The sequence below is a fragment of the Shewanella sp. ISTPL2 genome (genome assembly GCF_013283205.1).
GTDB lineage: Bacteria > Pseudomonadota > Gammaproteobacteria > Enterobacterales > Shewanellaceae > Shewanella > Shewanella oncorhynchi.
The window spans coordinates 2,192,115-2,214,049 of the sequence record NZ_JAAPAV010000001.1 but is presented as its reverse complement, the minus strand read 5'-3'; the positions used below and the strand labels follow the sequence as shown (position 1 = coordinate 2,214,049).

Here is a 21,935-nt window from a genome sequence, read left to right as displayed (position 1 = left end):
GAAACATCGACACTCGCATCACATTCTCAGCCTCTAACACAGTTACGGCCTTCGGACTTAGCTTGGTACAGTGCTTTATCGGCGCGACTAAACAGCGTTTCAGCATCATCCCCCTGTTGCAATGAGGCCATCCCAATCGAGACAGTAATCGCGCCAAGGGAAAGCTTTTTGTCTTTCCCTACCGTTAAGCGCCGCTCAGAAATACGTTCACGCAGATTTTCAGCCACTTGCAATGCGTCGTGAAAATGGGTGTTAGGTAGCACCACCACAAATTCTTCGCCGCCATAACGCGCAACAAAGTCATCCCCACGCACACATTGCTTTAAGGCTAATGCGACATAGGCCAATACTTTATCACCCGTTAAATGACCATAGGTGTCGTTAAAAGCTTTAAAATTATCGATATCAATCAGTAAGAGACTACAGCGGGTCTGGTGATCTTGTGAACGGTAGATTTGATCCTGAATACTTAACTCATAGGCGCGGCGATTATGCAGAGACGTTAATTGGTCTGTCATAGCCGCGAGGCTAAGATTTTCCATTTCCGACTTAAGATTTTGTACTTCTTGACCCATGGTACACAGACTTTGCTCCATCTCACGGTTGTTGATAAGTAGCATCTGCATCTCATCGACCACACCATCAACCAGCTCGTTCAAGGTATTGATATCGGGATTAGTCTGTAATCGCAAACCAAACTCGGCTAATGAGCCAGAAAATGCCGCGGTTCCTTGACTCAACTGGCTGATTTTATTCAACAGGCTATTGATCAAAATTTGTGTTTCAATCTGAACATTTTCAATCACTTCTGGTGACTGTTCTTGGATAAAGGTTTTATAAAGACTGGTATTAACTTCCTTGGTAAAAGAGACAGAATTCGCCAAAAAACCATCAATCGCGCGATTTAAATCGAGATTTGTGCCTGCAAAATATTCATACCAAACAGTGTAATTTTCAGGAGTAACAGGAATATCGAGGGCAGACATTTGCGGCACGGCCAAACGCAAAATTTGCGCGGCAGAATCAAGTTCTTTATTTTCTGCAGTAGAAGACATAAATCGCAAACCATAGATTTGTTATGTTTTTGTATATATTAAGTTAACTCAACTAATTCGATTTGGATATGGGAGAAATCAATTATTATGACAGGGAGCAAAAGAAAAGAGGATGTTGCCATCCTCTTCCTCATCATGGTGTCGAACCAACTAGAACGAGCTAAACCTCGCGACAATTAAGTCCACAATTAACCGCGGCAGCGAGCAAAGATATCTAATTCAGGCTGATATACCTCAGTTTTGATATTCATTAGTCCCAATAGACTATCGAATAAATTGTCATGGGAGAAACCACCTTTCGCCGCATGCTCAGCCAAACAATCCATATCCAATTGATTATCTTGGCTAAAATCTTTTGACACCCAAGCAAGCATAGGAATGCTCGTCTGCTCAATCGGTGCGATACTGTAAGGTGCGCCATGTAAATACATGCCTTTTTCGCCTAAAGACTCGCCATGATCGCTCAGATACAACATGGCTGGATCAAATTTATCTTGTTGGTTTTCTAACTTTTTAACCACTTCGCTAATAATATAGTCAGTGTACAAAATACTATTGTCATAGGTATTCATCAGCTCATCTTCACTGCAGTTTTGTATATCACTGCGCTGACAATCCGGTGTGAACTTACGGTGTTCTGCTGGATAACGTAAGAAATAAGTCGGGCCATGACTACCAATAACATGCAATACAATCACAGTATCTTTGCGTTCTGCGTTGGCTAAGGCTTCATCTAATTTGTTCAGTAACACTTGGTCGAAACAATATTGGCCAGTGCACAACTTAGGATCACTGTTCAAATCAATGGTTATGTTTTCAACTTGGTCACACACCCCTTTACAGCCAGAATCATTGTCAAACCACTGCACTTTAATACCGCCATGATCCAACACATCAACGGCGGTGTCTTGAGCATAGGCACGGCGTGAATCGTAATCTTCCCGTCCCATGCGAGAAAACATGCAAGGCAAAGATACCGCCGTTGCCGTGCCACATGAATGGGTATCTTTAAAGACTATTAATCCTTGGTCTTGGGTATGGGCGTTGGTTGGCTTGTCGTAGCCATAATACTGATAACTCATTGAACGCGCGGTTTCCCCCACGACTAGGACTAATAAATTCGGTTTACCATTTGAGTTGGCACTGACATTTTTTGCATCGAGGCCAAGTTGCTGATATTCCATTGGCGTTTGCAAGTACTGCACATTGATGTACTTAGACACAGCACCGATAAAATACGTCGGCACAATATAACGTTTTAGCTCGTCGTTGTTACGGCCAAAGGCCGCGTAATCTTGAAAATAGAAGAAAGCAATAATGCCCAGTCCTGCCAACATAGCTAGCATAAAAAGCACTTTATGCAGTAGTTCTTTTAGGAAAGGTTTGTACTGAATATCCGCTTTATAGATAAGGTACGCGGGTAAAATTCCCGTCAGTAACATATTCATTATCGAAGCAAAATTCACATACATGAACGCTTCGGCATGATTGGTTTGAAAAGTGTTTTCTATCATGCCGTAATCGAAGACGACATTGTATTGGTAGGCAGCGAAGAACACACTCGATGATAACAAGGTGAGTAAGATGAAAAACGGTTTAACGAGATACTTCACCGTAAATAAGGAAAATACAAAACTGAGTGCAAAAGTTAAAAACAACGGCACAGTAGCGATGAAGATAGGATCGACATCAGGTTGTTTTTCAATGCCTTTCTTAATGATGCCAAACAATGGGATATTGAAAATACAGACGTAAAATAACGCTGTGATAAAAGTGAATCGATTCACCGATAGAGTCTTAAATCTTGCTAACACTGATAGCTCTCACTCAAATTAGTTGTTTGTCGAGAATAACTTAGTATTCTTAAGGTAGTCTTAGGCCTTTGACAGTGAAATTTTTCGCAATAGTAGCAAGCTCTTGGCAATGGCTCAAATTATCTGTGGGTATTGTTAACATTAAATAATAAACTTAAAAAAACGGCCGAACCTCAATAAGTTCGACCGTTTTCTGCTCCCCAACCTATTAGGGTCTTGCTCGGTTTTACCAGTGAAGAGTTAACAATTCATGCTAACCCAGCGGTAATTATCTTAATTGCTGTAATAAGTAGGCAAACGCCATTGAATTAAGTTCCGCGGCTTGATTATTATCTGCAGCACCGGCGTGGCCACCTTCAATATTTTCGTAGTACAAGACATCAATTCCCATGTCTTTCATCTTAGCCACCATCTTACGGGCGTGACCTGGGTGAACCCTGTCATCACGGGTCGATGTGGTGAAAAAGACCTTTGGATAATGCACGTCTTTATGCAGATTATGGTACGGAGAGTAAGTTTTAATGTAAGCCCATTCCTCAGGAATATCCGGATTACCGTATTCCCCCATCCAGCTGGCACCGGCGAGTAACTTATTGAATCTAAACATGTCAAGTAAAGGCACTTGGCACACGACAGCGTTGTACAGATCCGGTCTGCGGGTAAATGCCGCCCCCATTAACAGGCCACCGTTGCTGCCACCTTGGATACCTAAATGTTTACTTGACGTGATTTTACGGGCAATCAAATCTTCCGCTATTGCCTCGAAATCCTCATAGGCTTTATGTCGATTTTGCTTTAACGCCGCTTGATGCCAAGCTGGACCATATTCGCCACCGCCGCGAATGTTAGATAACACATATACGCCGCCCTGCTCTAACCAATTCTTACCAATGGTGGCCGAATAGGATGGACGCAGTGAGACTTCAAACCCACCGTAGCCATAAAGTAGCGTAGGATTAGTGCCATCTAACTTAAGATCCTTAGCCATCACCACAAAGTACGGTACTTTAGTGCCATCTTTAGACGTCGCAAAGTATTGCTCAGTTTTAAACTTATCCGCAGCAAACTGTTGCGGCATACCTTTAATTTTCTTCGGATTTAAGGTTTTTGCATTAACCGTATAGAGGCTTGAAGGCTCAAGAAAACTGGTGTAATTCACGAAAAAATCATCACTGTCTTGCTCAACGTCCATTACCGTCAGGGCGCCATTCGCTTCGAATGGGACTTGGGTGCTTTGCCAAGCGCCCTTTTCGTCTTGCTCATACCGTACTAATTTGCTTTTCACGTTATCGAGCCAATTAACGAAAATCGCACTCTTACTAAAACTAAGCTGCGCTATCGATGCGGTCTGAGTCGGGCTCACAAATAAACTGAATTTGGCTTTTTGGGCGATAAGATCCGCCACATCGGCATACACGACCGCGCCTTGCTTAAAGTTACCGTCTTTGTTGATTAAATCGCTCTTTAACTCAATAAATAACTTACCTTCAAAATAACCTTTAATCTCAGCATCTTGAGGTAATGGCAACCCTATGAGTTTGCCATCTTGATAGACATATTGGCTGGCGGTATAAAAAGTATGTGCCTCGGTGACTAAACTCAGCGGTGTTTTATCATCGAATAAAACCCAGCCTGATACAGCGACAGAGGTTTTGTCACCAGTGAAAATCGGTTTCGCTTGCTCGAGTGCTGTACCACGTTGCCAGAGTTTCACCTCCCGTGGATAACCTGAGTCAGTCATGCTTTGACCATCACCAAAATCAGTACCGACAAAGGCGTGGTCTTTATCTATCCAGCTCAGACTTGATTTGGCTTCTTTCAAAAAGAATGGCTTATCTTTGGTGGCAACAAAGGATTTAGTATTTAAGTTAAATTCTCGCACTTCCACCGCATCGGCACCGCCGCGGGAAAGTGAGACAAAACAGCGCTCATTTTCGGGATACTGACAGCTAATATCCTTAAATACCCAATTGACGGATTCAGCTTTACCTAGGGCATCGATATCAAGCACGGTTTCCCATTTGGGATCGGGTTTAGCATATTCTTCCATGGTAGTACGGCGGTAAATACCGCGCACATGGGTGTCATCCTTCCAAAAGTTGTATAACTTGTCGCCAATGTGGGTCGCGTAGGGAATGCGTTCTTTATCGTTCAGGATGGCGAGACTGTTCGTCACTAAGCTATCAAAACCTTTAAACGCTTTAATTTCGGCGGCAGATGCAGCATTTTGGGTTTTCACCCATTCCATCGGCTTTGCGCCTTCAACATCTTCTAACCAAATGTATTTATCTTCTTCTGCGTGAAGTTGACCGCTCATACCGAGCACTCCTGCAATGCACCAAGGCAGTAATTTATTATTCATTCTATTCCTTTTAAACAAAGTCCATCTTGAGATCTGCCCTTACATTACCTTAATTAATATCCAGTTCAACTATTAATCCAACAAGAATGTAACAAAAGGTAAGGTACTGTAATAGCAGATGATTAATCTAGAATGAATCGCGTTTTTAAAAATGCCATGCTATAAAAAAGCGTCCACGAGGGACGCTTTTTAGTGGATGAAATAGGGTAAATTAAAACTCGTTATTCATACGAGACAACAAATTGAGCAGTACGATTCGTTCCTCACTGCTCATTTTAGCGGTGAGATCTGTAGTGAGTTGTAGATGTAATGCATCATGTTCGAGGAACAAAGTTTGGCCCTTTTCGGTTAACTCCACCAGAATCGAACGACGATCGGTTTCATGGGGACGACGTACAACCCACTCAGCTTCTACCATTTTGTCGATTTGGACCGTTAGTGTACCTGTTGTGACACCAATTTTATCTGCCAGTTCTTTCATTCTCATAGCGCCGTGCACGCCGAGTAACTCAATGGTGTGCACCTGCGATAGGCTAAAACCTTTGTCACGCACAATGGCGTGTTCCCAAGACGACAGCTTTTCATAAAATTCAATAATCACATGATTTAATGCATGATCTGTTGAATGTGCGGCCGTTGAATGAGCAGTAGGCAAATGCGGCTCACTTGAATTCAGGTTTGATGAATGATGATGTTTAACAGTCATTTAGGCTTCCTTAGCCATACACTCGCACTGACGGCAAGTATGGAGTTCAATAGTGATATGGGCCAATTCAGGAAATTGTGATAGTAACTGATTAAAATAACTGACATCTTTCGGTGAATGGGACACGATAGACACCATAATAGCATGGTGATCGGCACTCACTCGCCAAAGATGTAAATCGGCCACTTGATGATCCGGTACGGCCTCAAGAGTTTCCACGACCTTACGCTGCAATGACGCTTTAACACCACCGTCAAGTAAGATAGGACTCGTTTGCTGAATGAGGCCCCATGACCAACGACTAATAATCACAGCACCCACGATACCCATAACTGGATCGAGCCAAGTCAGTCCCATGTATTTACCAAACAACAAGGCCGCAATGGCGAGCACTGACGTTAACGCATCTGCTAATACGTGAAAATAGGCGGCGCGTAGGTTGTGATCATGACCACCGTGTGCCTTCTGACTCTCATGCTCATGCTCATGCTCATGCTCATGCTCATGCTCATGCTCATGCTCATGCTCAGCAGCATGGTGCTCCTGTTTATGATGGCAATGGCTATGATCTTGATGACTTTCATCGTGTGCATGTGAGTCATCATGTGTATGTGGACCCGCACCATGTGAATGAGCCGTATGGACGTGATCGTCATGGGAGGAGTGTGCTTCGCAGCTGTGATGAGCATGCTCGTCTTCATGATCATCTTGATGTCCATGATCGTGACTATGACCATGAGCGTGCCCGTGGTGATGCCCATGGTCGTGGGTATGGTGATCTTTGAGTAAAAATACACTCAGCACATTAACGCTCAAACCTATGACAGCCACAAATATGGCTTCGTTAAAATGGATTTGCTCAGGGTTAATCAGTCGCATTCCCGATTCAATTAACATCACCAGTGCCACAAGTCCTAGCGCTATTGCGCTGGTATAACCGCCAAGCACACTCACTTTGCCAGTACCGAAAGCAAATGCAGGATCGTTAGCATGTTTACGGGCATAGGAATATGCGAATAACGTGATCATAAAGGCCGCGGCATGGGTTCCCATGTGCCAACCGTCGGCGAGCAGTGCCATAGAACCGTAAATGGTTCCGGCAGCAATTTCAGCCACCATAGTGATCACGGTTAAATACAGTACATAGCGAGTGTTCTTCTCGCCATCGCGGTTCTGACTCGAAAACTCATGGGCGTGCTGCCACTGGGCGAGAGAGTGCCCTTGGCGGCTTCCCGTAGTAGCTTGATGTCCTGTTGCTTGCTCGGCTGTCATTGATTTCATTGTATGGCCCCTGTTCCATTTCTATCGCTATTAATGGTGAAAAACTCGTCGCTTGAATTATAGTTTGAAAATCAAAATATATGAAGATCAAATTAACTGTTTATCAAGATATACTGTTTTCAAACTTTTAAACGTGTATTTGAATCCCCATAATGCATCTGCCCTCCTGCCATCAGTCGAGACACTGATATGTGAATTAAGATAGGCAGCTAGACTAGGCAAAGGATATCAGGCAAGGTTTAATGGATTAGCGCTTGATTTATGAGTAAAAACAGCTCACATAGCTGAGTTAGATTGGCTTTATTATAGCCTTATGCAGTTATAGACAGACACAGCGGTGGCTTTTCAGTGCAAGTTGAAATCCAAGTTTTAAGGTTTTTATCTAGGCTGTTTCGTATATTTTTCGCATGATATGAGTCATAAAAAAGCCACAGCAAAGAATTGAAATAGCAGAGAACTTAACAAAATAAGTCATTGGAAAGTGTAATTAACCCTTATTATTCAGATTGATAAAAATTATTTGAGTAAAAAATCAATTTTTTATTGAATAATTTAACCCTTTTTTACCTCTGCTGCGTTTATAGGAAGCAGAACACAGACAAATTTATCGACATCAATTCAGTTCGATTAGGAGAAATAAAATGAAATTGAAGACCTTATTTAGCGTTAGCACTGTTCCCCTTGCATTTGCACTATTGTCATTCAATGCCGCGGCGGTGAGCCCACCACATCCAACAGGGTTAAATGCGCCTATGATCAGTATTCAACGTTTCGATCCAAAAGATTACAGCGCGCAGGAAGCCACTAAGATGTTCCCTGCTCCGGCAGCAGGTATGGTGCAGCACATTTTAAGTTTACCTAAATTAGAAAACGAAGATGACTACATGGTCGAAATCCAAATTGGTCAGACTCAAATGGTTGATTGCAATAAGCATGGATTAAACGGGGAGTTGAAGGAACTGACAGTACAAGGTTGGGGTTATAACTACTATCAAGTGGATGAAATCGCTGAAGGCCCGAGCACTATGATGGCCTGTTTCGAATTGGCGAAGAAAGAAGCTTTTGTACGTATTCCAGCTGAGCTAAAAATGCGCTACGACAGTCGCTTGCCTAAGGTGTTTTATCTACCAGAAGGCGCTGAACTGCGTTTCAGAACTTGGAAAGTAGATTCAACCTATCAATATTCCAAGTAAATAGCCGAATTTAACTCTTGCGTCATCAATCAAATGCGCTTCGAGTCTTTGCTGATTGATAAAAGCAAAGACTCGAAGCGCATTAACTAGAATCGTTTAATTCTAACGACTTGCATAATTTCTATTTCAAAACCTGCCACAGTTTCTGTCTCTGGGTAATAGATGACATTGATCTTTTGCCCTTGCAGATTACGATACTTTTTGACCCGTCTAAATTTAAACGGCACGTCACAATCTTCAATCATAACAGTATGTTGTATCCACTCCGCTTTTTCCCTTTGCATATGCGAAACCACAGTCACACCTTCAGAGTGAACCAAATGTTCATGGGTGGCTAACATCTTTTTTACGGCCTTATTCATGTTCAACTCTTTTATCATCTAGTTGCGACAACAGTGACTCAACTTTCTGTTTAATTTCAGCATATCTCAATTTTTCACAGCGGCCGAAACCACTCAACTTACGCACTTGAAAACGACTCACCAAAGGAACTGACATGCCAGCAAGGCAACGACAATAGGTATCAAGTGATAAAGCATCTATGCCTTTGGCCGTTAAATGGTGCTTCAACTCATGTAAATCAGCCAACATCTGCTGATCTGTCGGCCAAGTCGGTTCCGTCGAATAACTCAACTTAGCAAAATTGCCGCGGCAGACACTGCAATGACCGCAGAAAGCCGGCGTCTCATTATCATCAAAATAACGGGATAAATTGTGGCTTAAGCACGTCTCAAGTTCAAAAAAGCGGACTAACTGCGCTATTCGCGCAATTTCTTTCTGCTCTTTATCAATAAAATAATGGTACAGCTCATCGATGAGTTCCGGACGCGCTAATGCGGCAACATCCACCCGATAAACATCAGTAATTCGTTTGGTTTCTAATTCAATCAACTGATGTTCAGCTAAATATTCCAGCGCGGCCAACACGCGACTGCGTTCATGGCCCGTTGCACTGTACAAGGCATCAAAATCTAATGCGCCCCATATTTTCTTCATCTGCGTATGATTAAAAATTTGCGTCAAAAAGGCCTGCCGCTCTGGATTAAAGCGGCTCAGAATGACATGTTTATCCACTAAAAATTTGTAATTAACATCGGCGTAGTAAGCAAATAACGGCTTAACCACACCTAGAATTTCTAGCTGCACAAGTAACGTTTTTAACGGCAACTGGCGAATATTACTCGCCGTCGACACGCCATTAAGCTGACATTCCCACTGACCAGAATCTTGTTCAAGTCGAATTGCTTCAATGACTTGCGCTATACCTTCTCGCTCAGGCGTATCGCCATACACAAAATTTTCAACGGTATTGAGTCCGTCAAGATTGGCTAAAGTCACACAATGGGATAATGCACCATCACGCCCTGCTCTGCCGATTTCTTGACTGTAGTTTTCAATGGATTTAGGCAAATCATAGTGGATCACAAAACGGATATTGCTCTTATCTATTCCCATACCAAAGGCGATGGTAGCTACCACCACTTGCAGCTTATCCTGCATAAAATCATTTTGAATTTGTTGACGTTTTTCATCTTCAAATCCAGCATGATAGGCACTGGCGACTATGCCTTGTTGGCTCAAGAGTCGTGCGACTATTTCGGCGGTTTGCTGTAACGTCACATACACAATACCAGCACCTGAGAATGATGTTATCTGCTTAACCAGTAAGGCATTTTTCTCTTGAGTCGACACGGGCAGAACAGTCAAATCTAAATTGGGTCGATAAAATCCTGTTTGTACTATGTGTTCGGGCGCGATATCGAAGCGCTTGGCCATATCCAGTTTCACTTTACGTGTAGCAGTGGCCGTTAGTAACAATACCAGCGGGATCTCAAGCTCGCGCCGATAATCAGGTAATTTAAGATAATCAGGCCGAAAATTGTGACCCCATTCTGAAATACAATGTGCCTCATCTACGACCAGCATAGACAACGGAACCGATTGAATAAACTGCCTAAAGCGTTCATTTTTGAAACGTTCCACCGACACCATTAAAATTTTCAGTTTGCCAGAGCGCGCATCTGTCATCACTTGCTGACTCTGCTCGGCGCTTAAGGTTGAATCTATGCTGGCCGCATGAATTCCCTTAGATTGTAAAAATTCCAGCTGATCTTTCATCAAGGCGAGTAAAGGCGAAATCACTAAACTCAAATGGGGTAACTGCAATGCTGTAAATTGATAACAAAGGGATTTACCAGAACCCGTCGGGAAAATCGCTAAACTCGACTTCCCTGCTAAAAGTTGTGTTATCGTTTGCGCTTGGCCAGGACGAAATTCAGAAAAACCGAAATCCTGCTGCAGCAAACTAACGTATGGATTGGTTTCCGGAATGGGATTGAACATCAACCGTCCTTTACACTTATCCTTACCACCCACAAAATTCGGGCATACCGCAAGAAAAAGATTCAGCATTAAGTGAGTCGACTAGTCTAGCAAATTTTGACGTACTTTACGGAGTTAATTAGCAACAACTGAGTTTTCAAGCCAACTTAACTGCTCATCAGCAGCGTAATTATAGGTGCAGATTTTGTTGCAAAACAATGATTAATATAGGATTAATTTTGTTTTTTAGTCAGAAATTAAATATGAAAATAAAACCGATTTGTAAAAATGCAAATCCGATATCTCCTATGAAAAAACAAGAAGTCAGATGAATCTCAGCAAAAAATACATCTCCGATAAATTGAGCATTTAAGGTTTTCTAGCAAGATATAGATTGATCATCGACGTCAGTTTGTCCTGAAATCTTTCTTCAAAACCATCAATGTCACGGCCTATAGAGACTAAATATTTAGTTGCCTGCTCACGCGAAAGCAGCTTATTTGCAAGACTATATTGCATCTCTTCTAAGGTTTTATCATATCTTGGGATCAATACCCAAGTGCCAACATCGACGTCAAAATGTTGCATCGCTTTCTGGGCTAAAGCACAAAAAGCCTCAATATGATCTACGCCATCAGGTCCGAGACAGCCAGGTTCAATTCGGCATAAAACCGCAATTTTCCTATCGTTTGCAATACTTAAACTCATCTCTAATGCCCCGCGTTATCTAGTCGTAAACATAAGATCTTAACAGTAATTTTACGTGTCTGCACAGATAAGTCACGGCTAACTTACCCTTATTAGATAATCCATTTTAGGCAATAGAACAACTGTAAAATCATATTCTTCAAAACATAGAGCCGCGTTTTTTTGTTCTATTCATCAACAATATCGTCTACAACATCCTCATCAGTATGCTGTAAAACATTAAGCGAAATATTTTCATTATGCTCTGACAATAGGGTATCAATGGCTTGGTCAAAACTGTCTAACTTTTGAGTTTCCATATAACGTTTTAACCTCAAAATAATATCCCTGCTCAGCTCAATATGAGACTTTTTTTGTCGTTTTTTTATTTGAGATAATTCTTTGCGAACCATACGCCAGCCAAAATCAGTAAAATACTGATTGAGCATTTTGTTTACATTAGTAAGCTCGTTGTCGATCCGCAGTGCCTTTTTGCGTAATCGGACTAATTCATTTAGTTGTGTCACCAACTTAGTATAGAAAACCGTTTGTAACTCAGCGTCACAAAACCAATCCGGTTTAGATGCCACAGCTTCAGGATTGATAAGGCGATAAATTAAGGGTAAGGCAAAAATTAATTCTGCTTCCTCAAGCAATAATAATTTTCTCCCTGCTGTTGGTTTGTCTTGTTGATATATCCAGGCTTGCGGTTCCATAAATACGTTTCTTTAGCTAAGCATGCGTTTAATGCGGATGAAATAAATGGGACCTCATGCTAGTACAAATCGATAAGTATTAATATATGGTTCAACCATTTTATTGACTGGGAATCGATCCCTTATGCTTCATTTTGCCTTTGGCAGAAATAGCTCAACTCATAACAGGCTAAGAACCCGATAAGCGGTTGTCGTTATTAGCTTAAATTTCACCCAACACGCAAGCCTAGTTTAGCGGCATTCCATTCAAGAAAACCAATAAAATGGTTAAACCATTCTTTAAAATTATGCATCTGTGACTAACTAAGTTCGAAACCACTGCATAGAGAAAGTACGAATTTCATACTATCATTGCCTTTAATTTTATATCCGCTTAATTAATCGCCATTGTTAGAATAGGTTTATCTTGGCTATTTTTTAAACTAAAAAAACCAACTAAATGCTATTTAATGCGCCCTATTCCGATAACAGAAGTTTATTTGAACAAATAAGCACTCTACCAGTGATAATGACGATTATCACTGGTAGATGTAGGTGTGATTTGCGTATAATTACGCCTTCTTAATTCGATATCAGGTCACTTCAACGGCATGTCTAAAATGATCCGGACAAATAGTAATGCTCAAAATAACACCAATGTAACGAATGAAAAAGTGACAGGATCAGAGCATCACAATAATAACTGTGCTGAACAGCCACGTTTTTTTGAAGAGACTTTCCTGCCACAATCTGTTCGAAGTGATTATTTAAGTGCTGCCGAAGAAACTGAATATGAAATTTCAGCCAACACCCGCCGTGTTTATAATACGAGCTTTAGTCTATTTAGCCGTTATTGTGCCGAACACCAACTGCAGGCCCTGCCCGCAGATCCAAGAAGCGTAATTTCATTTATTGGTCATCAAAAAGAACTGATCCAAGAAAGCACTGGCGTTCAACTTTCAAAGCAAACATTAACCACAAGGTTGGCAGCCATTCGCTACCATCATATTCAAGCAGGATTCCACTCGCCTACCGAACATACACTGGTGATCAGAGTGATGCGTGGCTTGAGCAGAAATCAATCTCGCCATGTGAGTGATTATGATCAACAACCGATTATGTATGATGAAGTGGAAATGCTCATTCAAGCTATCGATGAACAAGTGCAGCCATTAACCCGAGCAAGAGACAAAGCCATTATTCAGTTAGGATTACAAGGTGGGTTTCGCCGTTCTGAACTTGCAGATATAAAAGTTCAATATGTCAGTTTTTTACGCAATAAGCTAAAAGTGCGCCTACCTTATTCGAAGAGTAATCAGCAAGGTCAACGGGAATGGAAAGACCTACCGGATCATGAACCTTTTGCAGCACTCAACGCGGTAAAAAATTGGTTATCACTAGCCAATATAGAGGATGGACATTTATTTAGATCGCTTTCCCGTGATGGGAAATATTTACGCCCTTATCAAATAGTAGAACATCACTCTGAAGCTAATTCAAGTTTACATAAAAATAGTGGTTTTCTCACGGGAGACGATATTTATCGCATCATTAAAAAATATTGCACAAAAGCGGGCCTACCTGCAAAGTTTTATGGCGCCCACAGTCTGCGTAGTGGTTGTGTCACTCAACTCTATGAAAATGATAAAGATCATTTATACATTATGGCCAGAACTGGCCATACCGATCCGCGCTCACTTCGCCATTATTTAAAACCAAGAGACTAAAACCCAAAAGACTAAACTAGATCATGACTCGGTAAGAATCAGTTAGTTTTTTACCTAAAATAAAATAGCAATTATAACGTTAAAATAAACCTATCATGTTTATGAATAAAAATGATATTCAGTAATTTATATTAAAATTATTTCCAATTTTTAATTTGAAAAATAATTAAAGCAATAATTTCACATTATATATTTTTATCTTGGATACAAGATTTGACATTATAGCAGAATAAAAATTCTAATTGAGATACTGCGACCTCAGCATCTTAGACCATAGCAAACTGCTGGTTAACATTTTCATAGCATATCGGGTTTATTGCTCACTGCAGTATTATTGTAATATAAAATCATCTTTATTGTCATATTGATACTTTAGCCTTAGTCACGAAATTTAATCCATCGTACTAGCCGGAGTAATATATGAGTAAGGCCACCTTTGATCCTACACTTTATAATAAAAGTAATAACGAGCCATTTAACCAAGTGTTGGATAAACATTTATCTCGCCGTAACTTCGTAAAAAGTGGTTTAGGCCTCAGTGCTATGACAGCTTTTGCCAGTGTAGGCTTAACTGCTTGCGGATCAGATGACACACCCGTTACAAAACCTGTTGATCCAGTGACACCTTTGCCACCGACAAAAAGTACCGCCAAGCTAAACTTTACGTCAGTTGCGGGTTCTCGTTTAGATGCCGTCGTTGTGCCAGAAGGCTATACAGCGCAGGTACTTGCACCATGGGGCACGCCATTAAATGCAAAAGCAGCACCATGGAAAAGTGATGGTAGTAACACTGCCGATGACCAAGCGAACTCAGTCGGTATGCACCATGATGGCATGCATTTCTTTCCATTAAATGATTCGGGTAATGACGGTTTACTTTGCATTAACCATGAATACATTGATGAAGTTGCATTACATCCAGCAGGACAAACTTTTGATCCTACTTCAGGTTTGCGCACAATTATCGATGAGGTACGTAAAGAAATCAACGCCCATGGCGTATCGGTTGTACGTATAAAACTGGTTAGTAATCAATGGGAAGTGGTTAGTAATGATAACCATAACCGCCGATTCACCGGTGCGACTGTGATGGATATTAGCGGTCCTCTCGCCTACTCTTCTCTACTCGAAACCCGCTATTCTCCCGACGGGAGTCAGGCTCGCGGTACATTAAATAACTGCGGCAATGGTTACACGCCTTGGGGCACTTATTTAACCTGTGAAGAAAACTGGCCAGGCTACTTCGCAAACCGTGGTACGTTAACTGCCGAGCAAAATCGCATTGGGATCAGCAAAACCAGCACACGTTATGGCTGGGATGATCTTGCAGGTCATGATGAGGAACGTCTCGATGAATTCGCGCGTTTTGATGTAACACCAAAAGGTGCAAGTGCTCAAGATGACTATCGTAATGAAGCGAATGGTCACGGTTATATTGTTGAAATTGACCCTTTCAATCCAACATCGCGCGCAGTAAAACGTACCGCGCTTGGTCGTTTCCGCCATGAAGGTTGTACCTTTGGCAAGTTAACCGAAGGTAAGCCAGTAGTATTCTATTCTGGCCACGATTCACAATTCGAATACCTCTATAAATTTGTCTCGGCCGCGGCGTGGGATGCAAAAGATGCTGACAGCAGCAATCGCATACAAACTGGCGATAAGTATATGAATGAAGGTACTTTATATGCAGCTAAGTTTAATGCAAATGGTGGTGGTGTTTGGTTGCCTTTAACCTTAGATAGCCAGACTACGGACGGAAAAACCCTAGGGAATACTTTCGCTAGCTTAGCCGAGATTATTTTGAACACAGCAGGCGCAGCGGATCTTGTTGGTGCAACACCTATGGATCGCCCTGAATGGTGTGCTGTCGATCCTTTCACAGGTTCAATTTATTTGACCCTGACCAACAACTCGAAACGAACTGAAACCAATCCAGCGAACCCAAGATTGAAAAACCACTTTGGCCATATTATTCGTTGGGATGAAAGTGACAAAGATACTGAATTTACATGGGATATCTTCGTATTTGGATCACCAAGTGATGGTAACGCAGAGACAAACTTATCAGGCCTAACAGATCTTAACCAATTTGCCAGCCCAGACGGTTTAGCCTTCGATCAACGCGGTATTTTGTGGGTTCAAACCGACAATGGAGCCAAGGAGGTCGCAGAAGAAACCAACGATCAGATGCTAGCAATAGTGCCTTCAACGCTTGTTGATGGCCAAGAGAAACAGCTCGGCGTAACGGCTGATAACCAAATGGAATTAAAGCGTTTCTTTGTTGGACCAAACGACTGTGAGGTTACGGGTTTTGCTATTAGCCCTGATTACACATCTGTTTTTGCTAACATTCAGCATCCCGGTAATTGGCCTTATTCGTCCAATGCCGCTGAAAAAACGCCTGCGGGCACGACATTACGCCCTCGCGCCGCTACGGTCGTTATCCGTAAGTTAGATGGTAAAGAAGTCGCGGTATAAACAATTATGCTTGTGCGAGGTATCTTCTTAAATATGAAGTTCCTATAAGTTAATTGCTACACATAACAAATCCCCTCACTGTAGGGGATTTTTTATTTAAGAAGATAGTTAACTAGCCTTTTTCAAAATAGATTAAATCCAACATCGATTAACTCTTACTACGACTTGCTTGTTCAAAGGCCAGTTCAAAAGCATCGGTAAAATCTGTAATTGGCAGAAGGTCCTCACGGCAACGGCGATTGCGGCCAAGTAAGGAAGATTCAACAAACAAATCAAACCAAGTACTTAAGGCTTTGCCATTAGCCGCTTCGCCAATCGCTCCTAAAGCCAATGATGCCACCTCGGCGGTACCAAGTTGAAAATCATGACTACCTTTACGCAATGCATAGGTCGCAAACGTGTCGGGATCGAAGGAAAGCAACGGCAGTGAGTGTAAGTAAGGGCTCTTACGGAACATTTTAATCGCTTCACGCCAACTGCCATCAAGCAGAACAAGCAGCGGCCGTTTACCTTCGGCCAATGTCGACATTGGCACTTGGTTCAGTACGGTTTGCCCTTGCTCTGCATACTGGGCAGGAAACACTAAATAGGGTTGATATTGCGGCGAATTCAGCAAAGCAAGCAACTCAGCTTCAGGTTCTGTACGTGACCAAATATAGGCGTGGGTATCAGGAATAAGATCCGCTATGAGTCGTCCGCTATTAGTCGGCTTTAACACCTCATCGTTATACATAATCAGCAGGAAACTGGCGTGAGTATCTAACTGACGGCGTAGCGCACAGGTACAGAACTGCTCACCTAAGAGGCATAATGGACAGCGGATCAGTTTTTTACCGCGGGCACCAAAGGGTTTAGTCGAAATAGACTTACGGTACTGATATAAATGGTGCACTGCATGGGGGGCTAAAGCCATAAAAACCAATTCTCTATCAAACTTATTAAGGATCGCGACCACATCATTTAGCACTTTTTTATCGCGGTGGCGCAGTTTATCCCTTGGCCATCAATGGTGCAATCGCGTAATACATTATCGTGATAAAAGGCCGGTGTCAGTGGTTGATGGTTTCATATGCAGCCTAACGCCAGTGAGATAATTTAAGAGCACAGAGCAATTATCTCTTAAAACAACTGTAATGTATTAATCTGTGTTACCACTTAGTATGCAATAGCGTGCAACACTAAACCGACTAAATTAACGTTTAACTTACTTATTGGGGGAGTATTTAAGCTAAATATCAGTAATGACTTAACTTCGTGTGGAATTGCCCTAATATCATGCGAAAATCTACTCTACAAATACAGTCTCAATGAAAGGTCAATTATGCACCCAAAAGCCCCGATCGCTTCTATACCGTTATTAAGCGGCGTACTGCTCTCTGCTACGCTATTTTCTAATGTCACTACGGCCCAAACGCTTAATACCAAAGACATCCAGTCAATTGTAGATTCCGCAGTTAAACCACTGATGGCCGAGTATGCTATTCCCGGTGCAGTAATTGGCATCACCATAGAAGGTAAACAGTATTTTTACCAATATGGCGTCAGTTCTAAAACCTCTGGGCAAAGTGTGACTGAAGATACCCTGTTCGAGATTGGCTCTATCAGTAAAACCTTTACCGCAACACTGGCTAACTATGCACAGGGCGAAGGTAAATTAACACTCACGGACATGGCCAGTGATTATGTTCCAGCATTAAAAGGCAGCCATTTTGATAAGATTAGTCTCATCAATTTAGCCACCCACACAGCGGGTGATTTGCCGATGCAAGTTCCTGATAAGGTCACTAATAATGCAGAGTTAATGGATTACCTTAAGCATTGGCAACCATCATTTGCCGCGGGGACCCATAGGAATTACGCCAATCCGAGTATTGGACTACTTGGCATGATTGCCGCGCAGAGTTTAGGGCAAACGTTTCCACAAGCCCTTGAGCAAACACTATTTCCACAATTGGGTATGACAAACAGCTATCTCAAGGTTCCTAGCAACAAAATGGCCGATTATGCCCAAGGCTATGATAAGCAAGACATGCCAGTGCGAGTCAATCCCGGTGTATTAGCCGATGAAGCCTACGGCGTTAAAACCTCAGCCAAGGATTTACTGCAATTTGTTGAGGCCAATATGCATATACATTCGTTACCCAAACCACTGCAAACGGCACTCGATGAGACCCACACGGGATACTTTGATGTGGGCATGATGACCCAAGATATGATTTGGGAGCATTACTCATATCCTATTGATCTTGATAAAATACTTATGGGCCATACTCAGGAAGTCGTGTTTGGCAGTACACCCGTTAAACCCATAGTGCCGCCCCTCGCGCCGCAGCAAAATGTGTGGATTAATAAAACCGGCTCTACTGGCGGTTTTGCCGCTTATGCAGCATTTATTCCCGCGCAAAAGCTTGGCATAGTATTGTTAAGCAATAAAAATTATCCCGTACCGCCTCGGGTGACTGTGGGGTATCAGATTTTAACGGGCATAGAGAAATTACAAAAATAGCATCTTGCTAGTCGCGACTATTAAAGGAGATAGGCCGATTCGCAATCTCCTTTCTTATTTGTTCCTTTTAGCGTGATTTTTTTAGGGTGGCTTGTATTAAGCACCTTATCCACTTACTTACCTCCAATCTCTTAATAGCCAATATTTTTAAGCAAACTCCCATGTAAGAAAATAGGCAGTGAAGGGTTAATCTGAGTATTAATTCATTTGCAACTCATCGACCTAGTTAACAGACAAATAACCTATCGTAAGTTTAGCTTTACAGCTTAAAATCAGGATAAAAACTTATGCATCGCATTAAAAATTATTTCGTTAAATCAATATGATTGACACTTGAAGTTACGCTTTTAGGGAGTAAGATGCGCGCAAATACCTTAAGTGACCTTTTTCGGAAATATCATGTCAGGCACGCCACATTCTCCTATTCATCACGATGTCGCTCCCGCGGCGAGTCAGTCTAGCCTACTGTTAATGATTGTCTTTATGGTCGCCTGTGGCCAAATGGCGCAGACGATTTTTGTTCCAGCCCTTCCGCAAATCGCACTCGGGCTCCATGTGGACGCCAGCCAACTACAAGCCGTGATGGCCTGTTACTTACTCTCCTACGGGATGTTTCAATTTGTGTATGGCCCAGTGTCAGATCGCGTTGGCCGCAAAATGCCACTCATCGTGGGTATCGCAATTTTCGTTCTAGGCGCTGTATTCGCGGCGAAGGCCACAAGCTTTAACCAACTAATTATGGCAAGCCTTATCCAAGGATTAGGCACAGCCAGCGCAGGCGCATTGTGCCGTAGCATTCCCCGCGATCATTACTTTGGCGACCGACTGGTAAAATTTAATAGCTATGTCTCTATGGCTGTAGTGTTTTTACCTTTGCTTGCACCATTTATCGGCAGCGCCACTGCGGCCTATTTTGGCTGGCAAGCCGTATACTGGGTATTAGCGGTATTCGGTGTCATGGTCTGGCTGTTGTTAATATTCCTCTTTAAAGAGTCTTTACCTAAGGCGCAACGGGAACATCAAGCCGTTTTCAAATCCTATAAGCATGTCCTGCGCCATAGAGCGTTTCGCGCTTATTTATTTTCATTGATCGCCACCTTTGCCGGTATTGCGGCGTTTGAAGCAATTGCTGGTGTACTCTATGGCCAATATCTCGGACTGACACCTTTTATGGTCAGTTGTTATTTTGTTGCGCCAATTCCTGGCTACTTACTGGGGGCACTCATCGCGGGCCGACAGAATAAGCCACAAAGGGTTGTTTACCAAGGTGTTGCGTTACTCGGTGCTGGCGCATTATTTATGTTGATCCCAGGTCTTTTTAATTTAGTGGTTGGCTGGAGTTTACTTATTGGATCGATTTTATTTTTCAGTGGTGCAGGCATGCTGTTCCCTACCCTAACATCTGCTGCGTTAGAGCCATTTCCACGTCAGGCGGGGATTGCGGGCGCATTACTGGGGGGATTACAAAATTTTGGTGCCGGACTTGCCGCATTAACTATGTCTTTAGTGCCTATGGGCGGCCAGTTAAGCATAGGTTTATTGAGTGCTGTAATGGTGGTTTTAGTGATCCTGTCTCTGTATTACGCCAAAGATCAAAATGATACTCACCAGAATTTAATGCCACAGATTTAATGGATATGATTTGAAGCGACAATTCTTGGTTTAAGCTAAATCTATTACCGTCAGTCAATAAAAAGCCCACATTTTTGTGGGCTTTTTAAATCGATAACACACTGTAATAAATCAAAAATATCGATTAATTTATTGCTTCTATAGCTTTAATCGTTACAAAATGCGACGCAGTAAAAAGTCAGCTTTAAGGCGACGAATTCTAGTCATGATCTTCTTCACTGGCGCAGGATAGCTCTGTAAAGTATCCACTTGGCTGTAGTGATATAACCGCTGTGTGTGTTCCAGAATATGTGCCTGCTCGGCTTCAAACTGAGCTTTCCAGCAGCCAATTTCATCTTGGATCAACAAACCATTCTCAAGATCCAGCGCCCAAGCTCTTGGATTCAGATTAGAGCCTGTGATCAAATGCTTATTACCGTCGGCACTGATGCCCTTGAGGTGATAACTGTTGATGCCGTGTTTCCACAGATGGATATTCAACTGACCATTATCAATCGCCCACTGTTGGCGTTTAGCGAACTTACGCAATGATTGCTCATACATATAGGGCAAGGCACCTATGGTCGAGAAATCCTGCTCAGGCGGAATATAAAAATCGTTAGCCGTCTTGTCGCCCACAACGATATCAATACGTTTGCCATTGCGTAAATGCTTCGCTAAAGCGCGCACTAAAATGTACGGCGGATTGAAATAGGGTGTGCAAATAAACAGCGAGTCTTTTGACTCTTCCACCAAGGCGACAACCACTTTATTGAGCAAGTTTTTCTTACGTCCTAGCCCAAGTAACGGCGTGATGCGATTGCCATCACGGGTCTCCTTAAACTGATACTCAGCGTCAGACAGTCTCAGCTTAAAGCTACGCATATCCGTCTTTGGTGGTAGCACTTCTTGCTCAGCATCTTGCGTTAATGAACACACAGCTGGATCAGAAATGATATTTTTCTGGATCATCGCGCGCATACTGCGCGCTAATTCGGCAGACTCAATCAAGTGATAACGATCGAAACGGTACTTATCGTGTTGTTGCAAATAGATATTATTGAGACTGGCACCGCTATAAATCACGGCATCATCGATAATAAATCCCTTAAGATGCAACACACCCATAAATTCACGGGATTTGACGGGTACACCTAAGATATCGATGGGATGTTCGGCTTCAGCCATAACTCTGCGGTACATCAAATAGTTACCGCTATCACCTTTATGGCCAATCAAGCCACGTCTCGCACGGTGAAAATCGACTAACACTTTGATATCAAGCGTTGGATTTGCTGCTTTGGCATCCATGAGGGCTTGTAATATCTCACGACCCGCTTCGTCATCTTCTAAATACAGCGCCGCAATATAAATACTGTGCTTGGCGCTCGCAATACGAGCGAGTAATTCTGCCTTGAAACGGCATGGCGTGAGCAACCACGTTAAAGCCTCGGGTTGAACGGCTATTCCACCAAGCTTATCTAGCAAGGCATCCTCC

General features: G+C 42.4%; 16 protein-coding genes. 5 read left to right on the top strand and 11 right to left on the bottom strand.

Annotated features, from left to right (window positions below; genetic code table 11):
• Positions 1–26 precede the first annotated feature (26 nt).
• The 5 genes from HUB64_RS09755 to HUB64_RS09735 all read right to left on the bottom strand — a co-directional run bounded on the left by HUB64_RS09755 (position 27) and on the right by HUB64_RS09735 (position 7,218).
• A complete protein-coding gene (locus tag HUB64_RS09755) occupies positions 27–1,055 on the bottom strand; it encodes a GGDEF domain-containing protein (protein ID WP_028759897.1) in 1,029 nt (342 codons plus the stop codon).
• A gap of 188 nt (positions 1,056–1,243) precedes the next feature.
• Complete coding sequence (locus HUB64_RS09750; RefSeq protein ID WP_173496895.1) at positions 1,244–2,869, bottom strand: phosphoethanolamine transferase; 1,626 nt, start codon at positions 2,867–2,869, stop codon at positions 1,244–1,246.
• Positions 2,870–3,137: 268 nt separating this feature from the next.
• Positions 3,138–5,231: a prolyl oligopeptidase family protein gene (locus tag HUB64_RS09745; RefSeq protein WP_173496894.1), complete on the bottom strand. Its 2,094-nt coding sequence runs from the start codon at positions 5,229–5,231 to the stop codon at positions 3,138–3,140.
• A gap of 211 nt (positions 5,232–5,442) precedes the next feature.
• Positions 5,443–5,937 carry a MarR family winged helix-turn-helix transcriptional regulator gene (locus tag HUB64_RS09740; protein ID WP_173496893.1) on the bottom strand — a complete coding sequence of 165 codons (495 nt, stop codon included), beginning with the start codon at positions 5,935–5,937 and terminating at the stop codon, positions 5,443–5,445.
• Positions 5,938–7,218 (bottom strand): cation diffusion facilitator family transporter, encoded by a 1,281-nt coding sequence (locus HUB64_RS09735; protein ID WP_173496892.1) that lies wholly within the window; start codon positions 7,216–7,218, stop codon positions 5,938–5,940.
• Positions 7,219–7,859: 641 nt separating this feature from the next.
• Between HUB64_RS09735 and eco the strand changes: the two genes are divergently transcribed.
• On the top strand, positions 7,860–8,411 hold the full coding sequence (gene eco, locus HUB64_RS09730; protein WP_173496891.1) for a serine protease inhibitor ecotin: 552 nt from the start codon (positions 7,860–7,862) through the stop codon (positions 8,409–8,411).
• 86 nt (positions 8,412–8,497) lie between these two features.
• On the opposite strand, the gene HUB64_RS09725 is transcribed toward eco, so the two are convergent.
• The 4 genes from HUB64_RS09725 to HUB64_RS09710 all read right to left on the bottom strand — a co-directional run bounded on the left by HUB64_RS09725 (position 8,498) and on the right by HUB64_RS09710 (position 12,136).
• Positions 8,498–8,773, bottom strand: coding sequence for a hypothetical protein (locus HUB64_RS09725; RefSeq protein ID WP_028759892.1), 276 nt, complete (start codon positions 8,771–8,773; stop codon positions 8,498–8,500).
• Positions 8,766–10,754 (bottom strand): ATP-dependent DNA helicase RecQ, encoded by a 1,989-nt coding sequence (locus tag HUB64_RS09720; RefSeq protein WP_173244770.1) that lies wholly within the window; start codon positions 10,752–10,754, stop codon positions 8,766–8,768. Before HUB64_RS09720 ends, HUB64_RS09725 begins: the two co-directional genes overlap by 8 nt.
• Before the next feature lie 348 nt (positions 10,755–11,102).
• Positions 11,103–11,441, bottom strand: a complete 339-nt coding sequence (locus HUB64_RS09715; protein WP_028759890.1) for a hypothetical protein — start codon at positions 11,439–11,441, stop codon at positions 11,103–11,105.
• A 167-nt stretch (positions 11,442–11,608) separates the two neighbouring features.
• The gene (locus HUB64_RS09710; RefSeq protein WP_173244767.1) at positions 11,609–12,136 is read right to left on the bottom strand and encodes a hypothetical protein; all 528 of its coding nucleotides are present in this window, start codon (positions 12,134–12,136) and stop codon (positions 11,609–11,611) included.
• Between the two features lie 590 nt (positions 12,137–12,726).
• On the opposite strand from HUB64_RS09710, the gene HUB64_RS09705 reads away from it, so the two are divergent.
• The gene (locus HUB64_RS09705; RefSeq protein WP_173244764.1) at positions 12,727–13,842 is read left to right on the top strand and encodes a tyrosine-type recombinase/integrase; all 1,116 of its coding nucleotides are present in this window, start codon (positions 12,727–12,729) and stop codon (positions 13,840–13,842) included.
• Positions 13,843–14,262: 420 nt separating this feature from the next.
• A complete protein-coding gene (locus tag HUB64_RS09700) occupies positions 14,263–16,320 on the top strand; it encodes a PhoX family phosphatase (protein ID WP_173496890.1) in 2,058 nt (685 codons plus the stop codon).
• A 148-nt stretch (positions 16,321–16,468) separates the two neighbouring features.
• Here the strand turns inward: HUB64_RS09700 and HUB64_RS09695 are convergent, their stop codons facing one another.
• On the bottom strand, positions 16,469–17,233 hold the full coding sequence (locus HUB64_RS09695; protein ID WP_105253122.1) for a tRNA-uridine aminocarboxypropyltransferase: 765 nt from the start codon (positions 17,231–17,233) through the stop codon (positions 16,469–16,471).
• 408 nt (positions 17,234–17,641) lie between these two features.
• Here HUB64_RS09695 and ampC point away from each other — a divergent pair, with 408 nt between their 5' ends.
• Together ampC and emrD are read left to right on the top strand one after the other, a co-directional pair.
• Entirely contained in the window at positions 17,642–18,826 is a 1,185-nt protein-coding gene (gene ampC / locus HUB64_RS09690; protein WP_173496889.1) for a class C beta-lactamase, read from the top strand.
• A 399-nt stretch (positions 18,827–19,225) separates the two neighbouring features.
• The gene (gene emrD, locus HUB64_RS09685) at positions 19,226–20,458 is read left to right on the top strand and encodes a multidrug efflux MFS transporter EmrD (RefSeq protein WP_028759884.1); all 1,233 of its coding nucleotides are present in this window, start codon (positions 19,226–19,228) and stop codon (positions 20,456–20,458) included.
• A 153-nt stretch (positions 20,459–20,611) separates the two neighbouring features.
• Here the strand turns inward: emrD and pssA are convergent, their stop codons facing one another.
• Entirely contained in the window at positions 20,612–21,925 is a 1,314-nt protein-coding gene (gene pssA / locus HUB64_RS09680; protein WP_028759883.1) for a CDP-diacylglycerol--serine O-phosphatidyltransferase, read from the bottom strand.
• Between the last annotated feature and the right edge of the window lie 10 nt (positions 21,926–21,935).

What these genes read in the sequence shown, in the direction of transcription:
- HUB64_RS09735 (WP_173496892.1), bottom strand. Translation starts at nt 7,218, where the DNA reads ATGAAATCAATGACAGCCGAGCAAGCAACAGGACATCAAGCTACTACG.
- HUB64_RS09740 (WP_173496893.1), bottom strand. Translation starts at nt 5,937, where the DNA reads ATGACTGTTAAACATCATCATTCATCAAACCTGAATTCAAGTGAGCCG.
- ampC (WP_173496889.1), top strand. Translation starts at nt 17,642, where the DNA reads ATGCACCCAAAAGCCCCGATCGCTTCTATACCGTTATTAAGCGGCGTA.
- HUB64_RS09700 (WP_173496890.1), top strand. Translation starts at nt 14,263, where the DNA reads ATGAGTAAGGCCACCTTTGATCCTACACTTTATAATAAAAGTAATAAC.
- HUB64_RS09710 (WP_173244767.1), bottom strand. Translation starts at nt 12,136, where the DNA reads ATGGAACCGCAAGCCTGGATATATCAACAAGACAAACCAACAGCAGGG.
- HUB64_RS09705 (WP_173244764.1), top strand. Translation starts at nt 12,727, where the DNA reads ATGTCTAAAATGATCCGGACAAATAGTAATGCTCAAAATAACACCAAT.
- HUB64_RS09695 (WP_105253122.1), bottom strand. Translation starts at nt 17,233, where the DNA reads ATGGCTTTAGCCCCCCATGCAGTGCACCATTTATATCAGTACCGTAAG.
- HUB64_RS09720 (WP_173244770.1), bottom strand. Translation starts at nt 10,754, where the DNA reads ATGTTCAATCCCATTCCGGAAACCAATCCATACGTTAGTTTGCTGCAG.
- emrD (WP_028759884.1), top strand. Translation starts at nt 19,226, where the DNA reads ATGTCAGGCACGCCACATTCTCCTATTCATCACGATGTCGCTCCCGCG.
- HUB64_RS09755 (WP_028759897.1), bottom strand. Translation starts at nt 1,055, where the DNA reads ATGTCTTCTACTGCAGAAAATAAAGAACTTGATTCTGCCGCGCAAATT.
- eco (WP_173496891.1), top strand. Translation starts at nt 7,860, where the DNA reads ATGAAATTGAAGACCTTATTTAGCGTTAGCACTGTTCCCCTTGCATTT.
- HUB64_RS09745 (WP_173496894.1), bottom strand. Translation starts at nt 5,231, where the DNA reads ATGAATAATAAATTACTGCCTTGGTGCATTGCAGGAGTGCTCGGTATG.
- HUB64_RS09725 (WP_028759892.1), bottom strand. Translation starts at nt 8,773, where the DNA reads ATGAATAAGGCCGTAAAAAAGATGTTAGCCACCCATGAACATTTGGTT.
- HUB64_RS09715 (WP_028759890.1), bottom strand. Translation starts at nt 11,441, where the DNA reads ATGAGTTTAAGTATTGCAAACGATAGGAAAATTGCGGTTTTATGCCGA.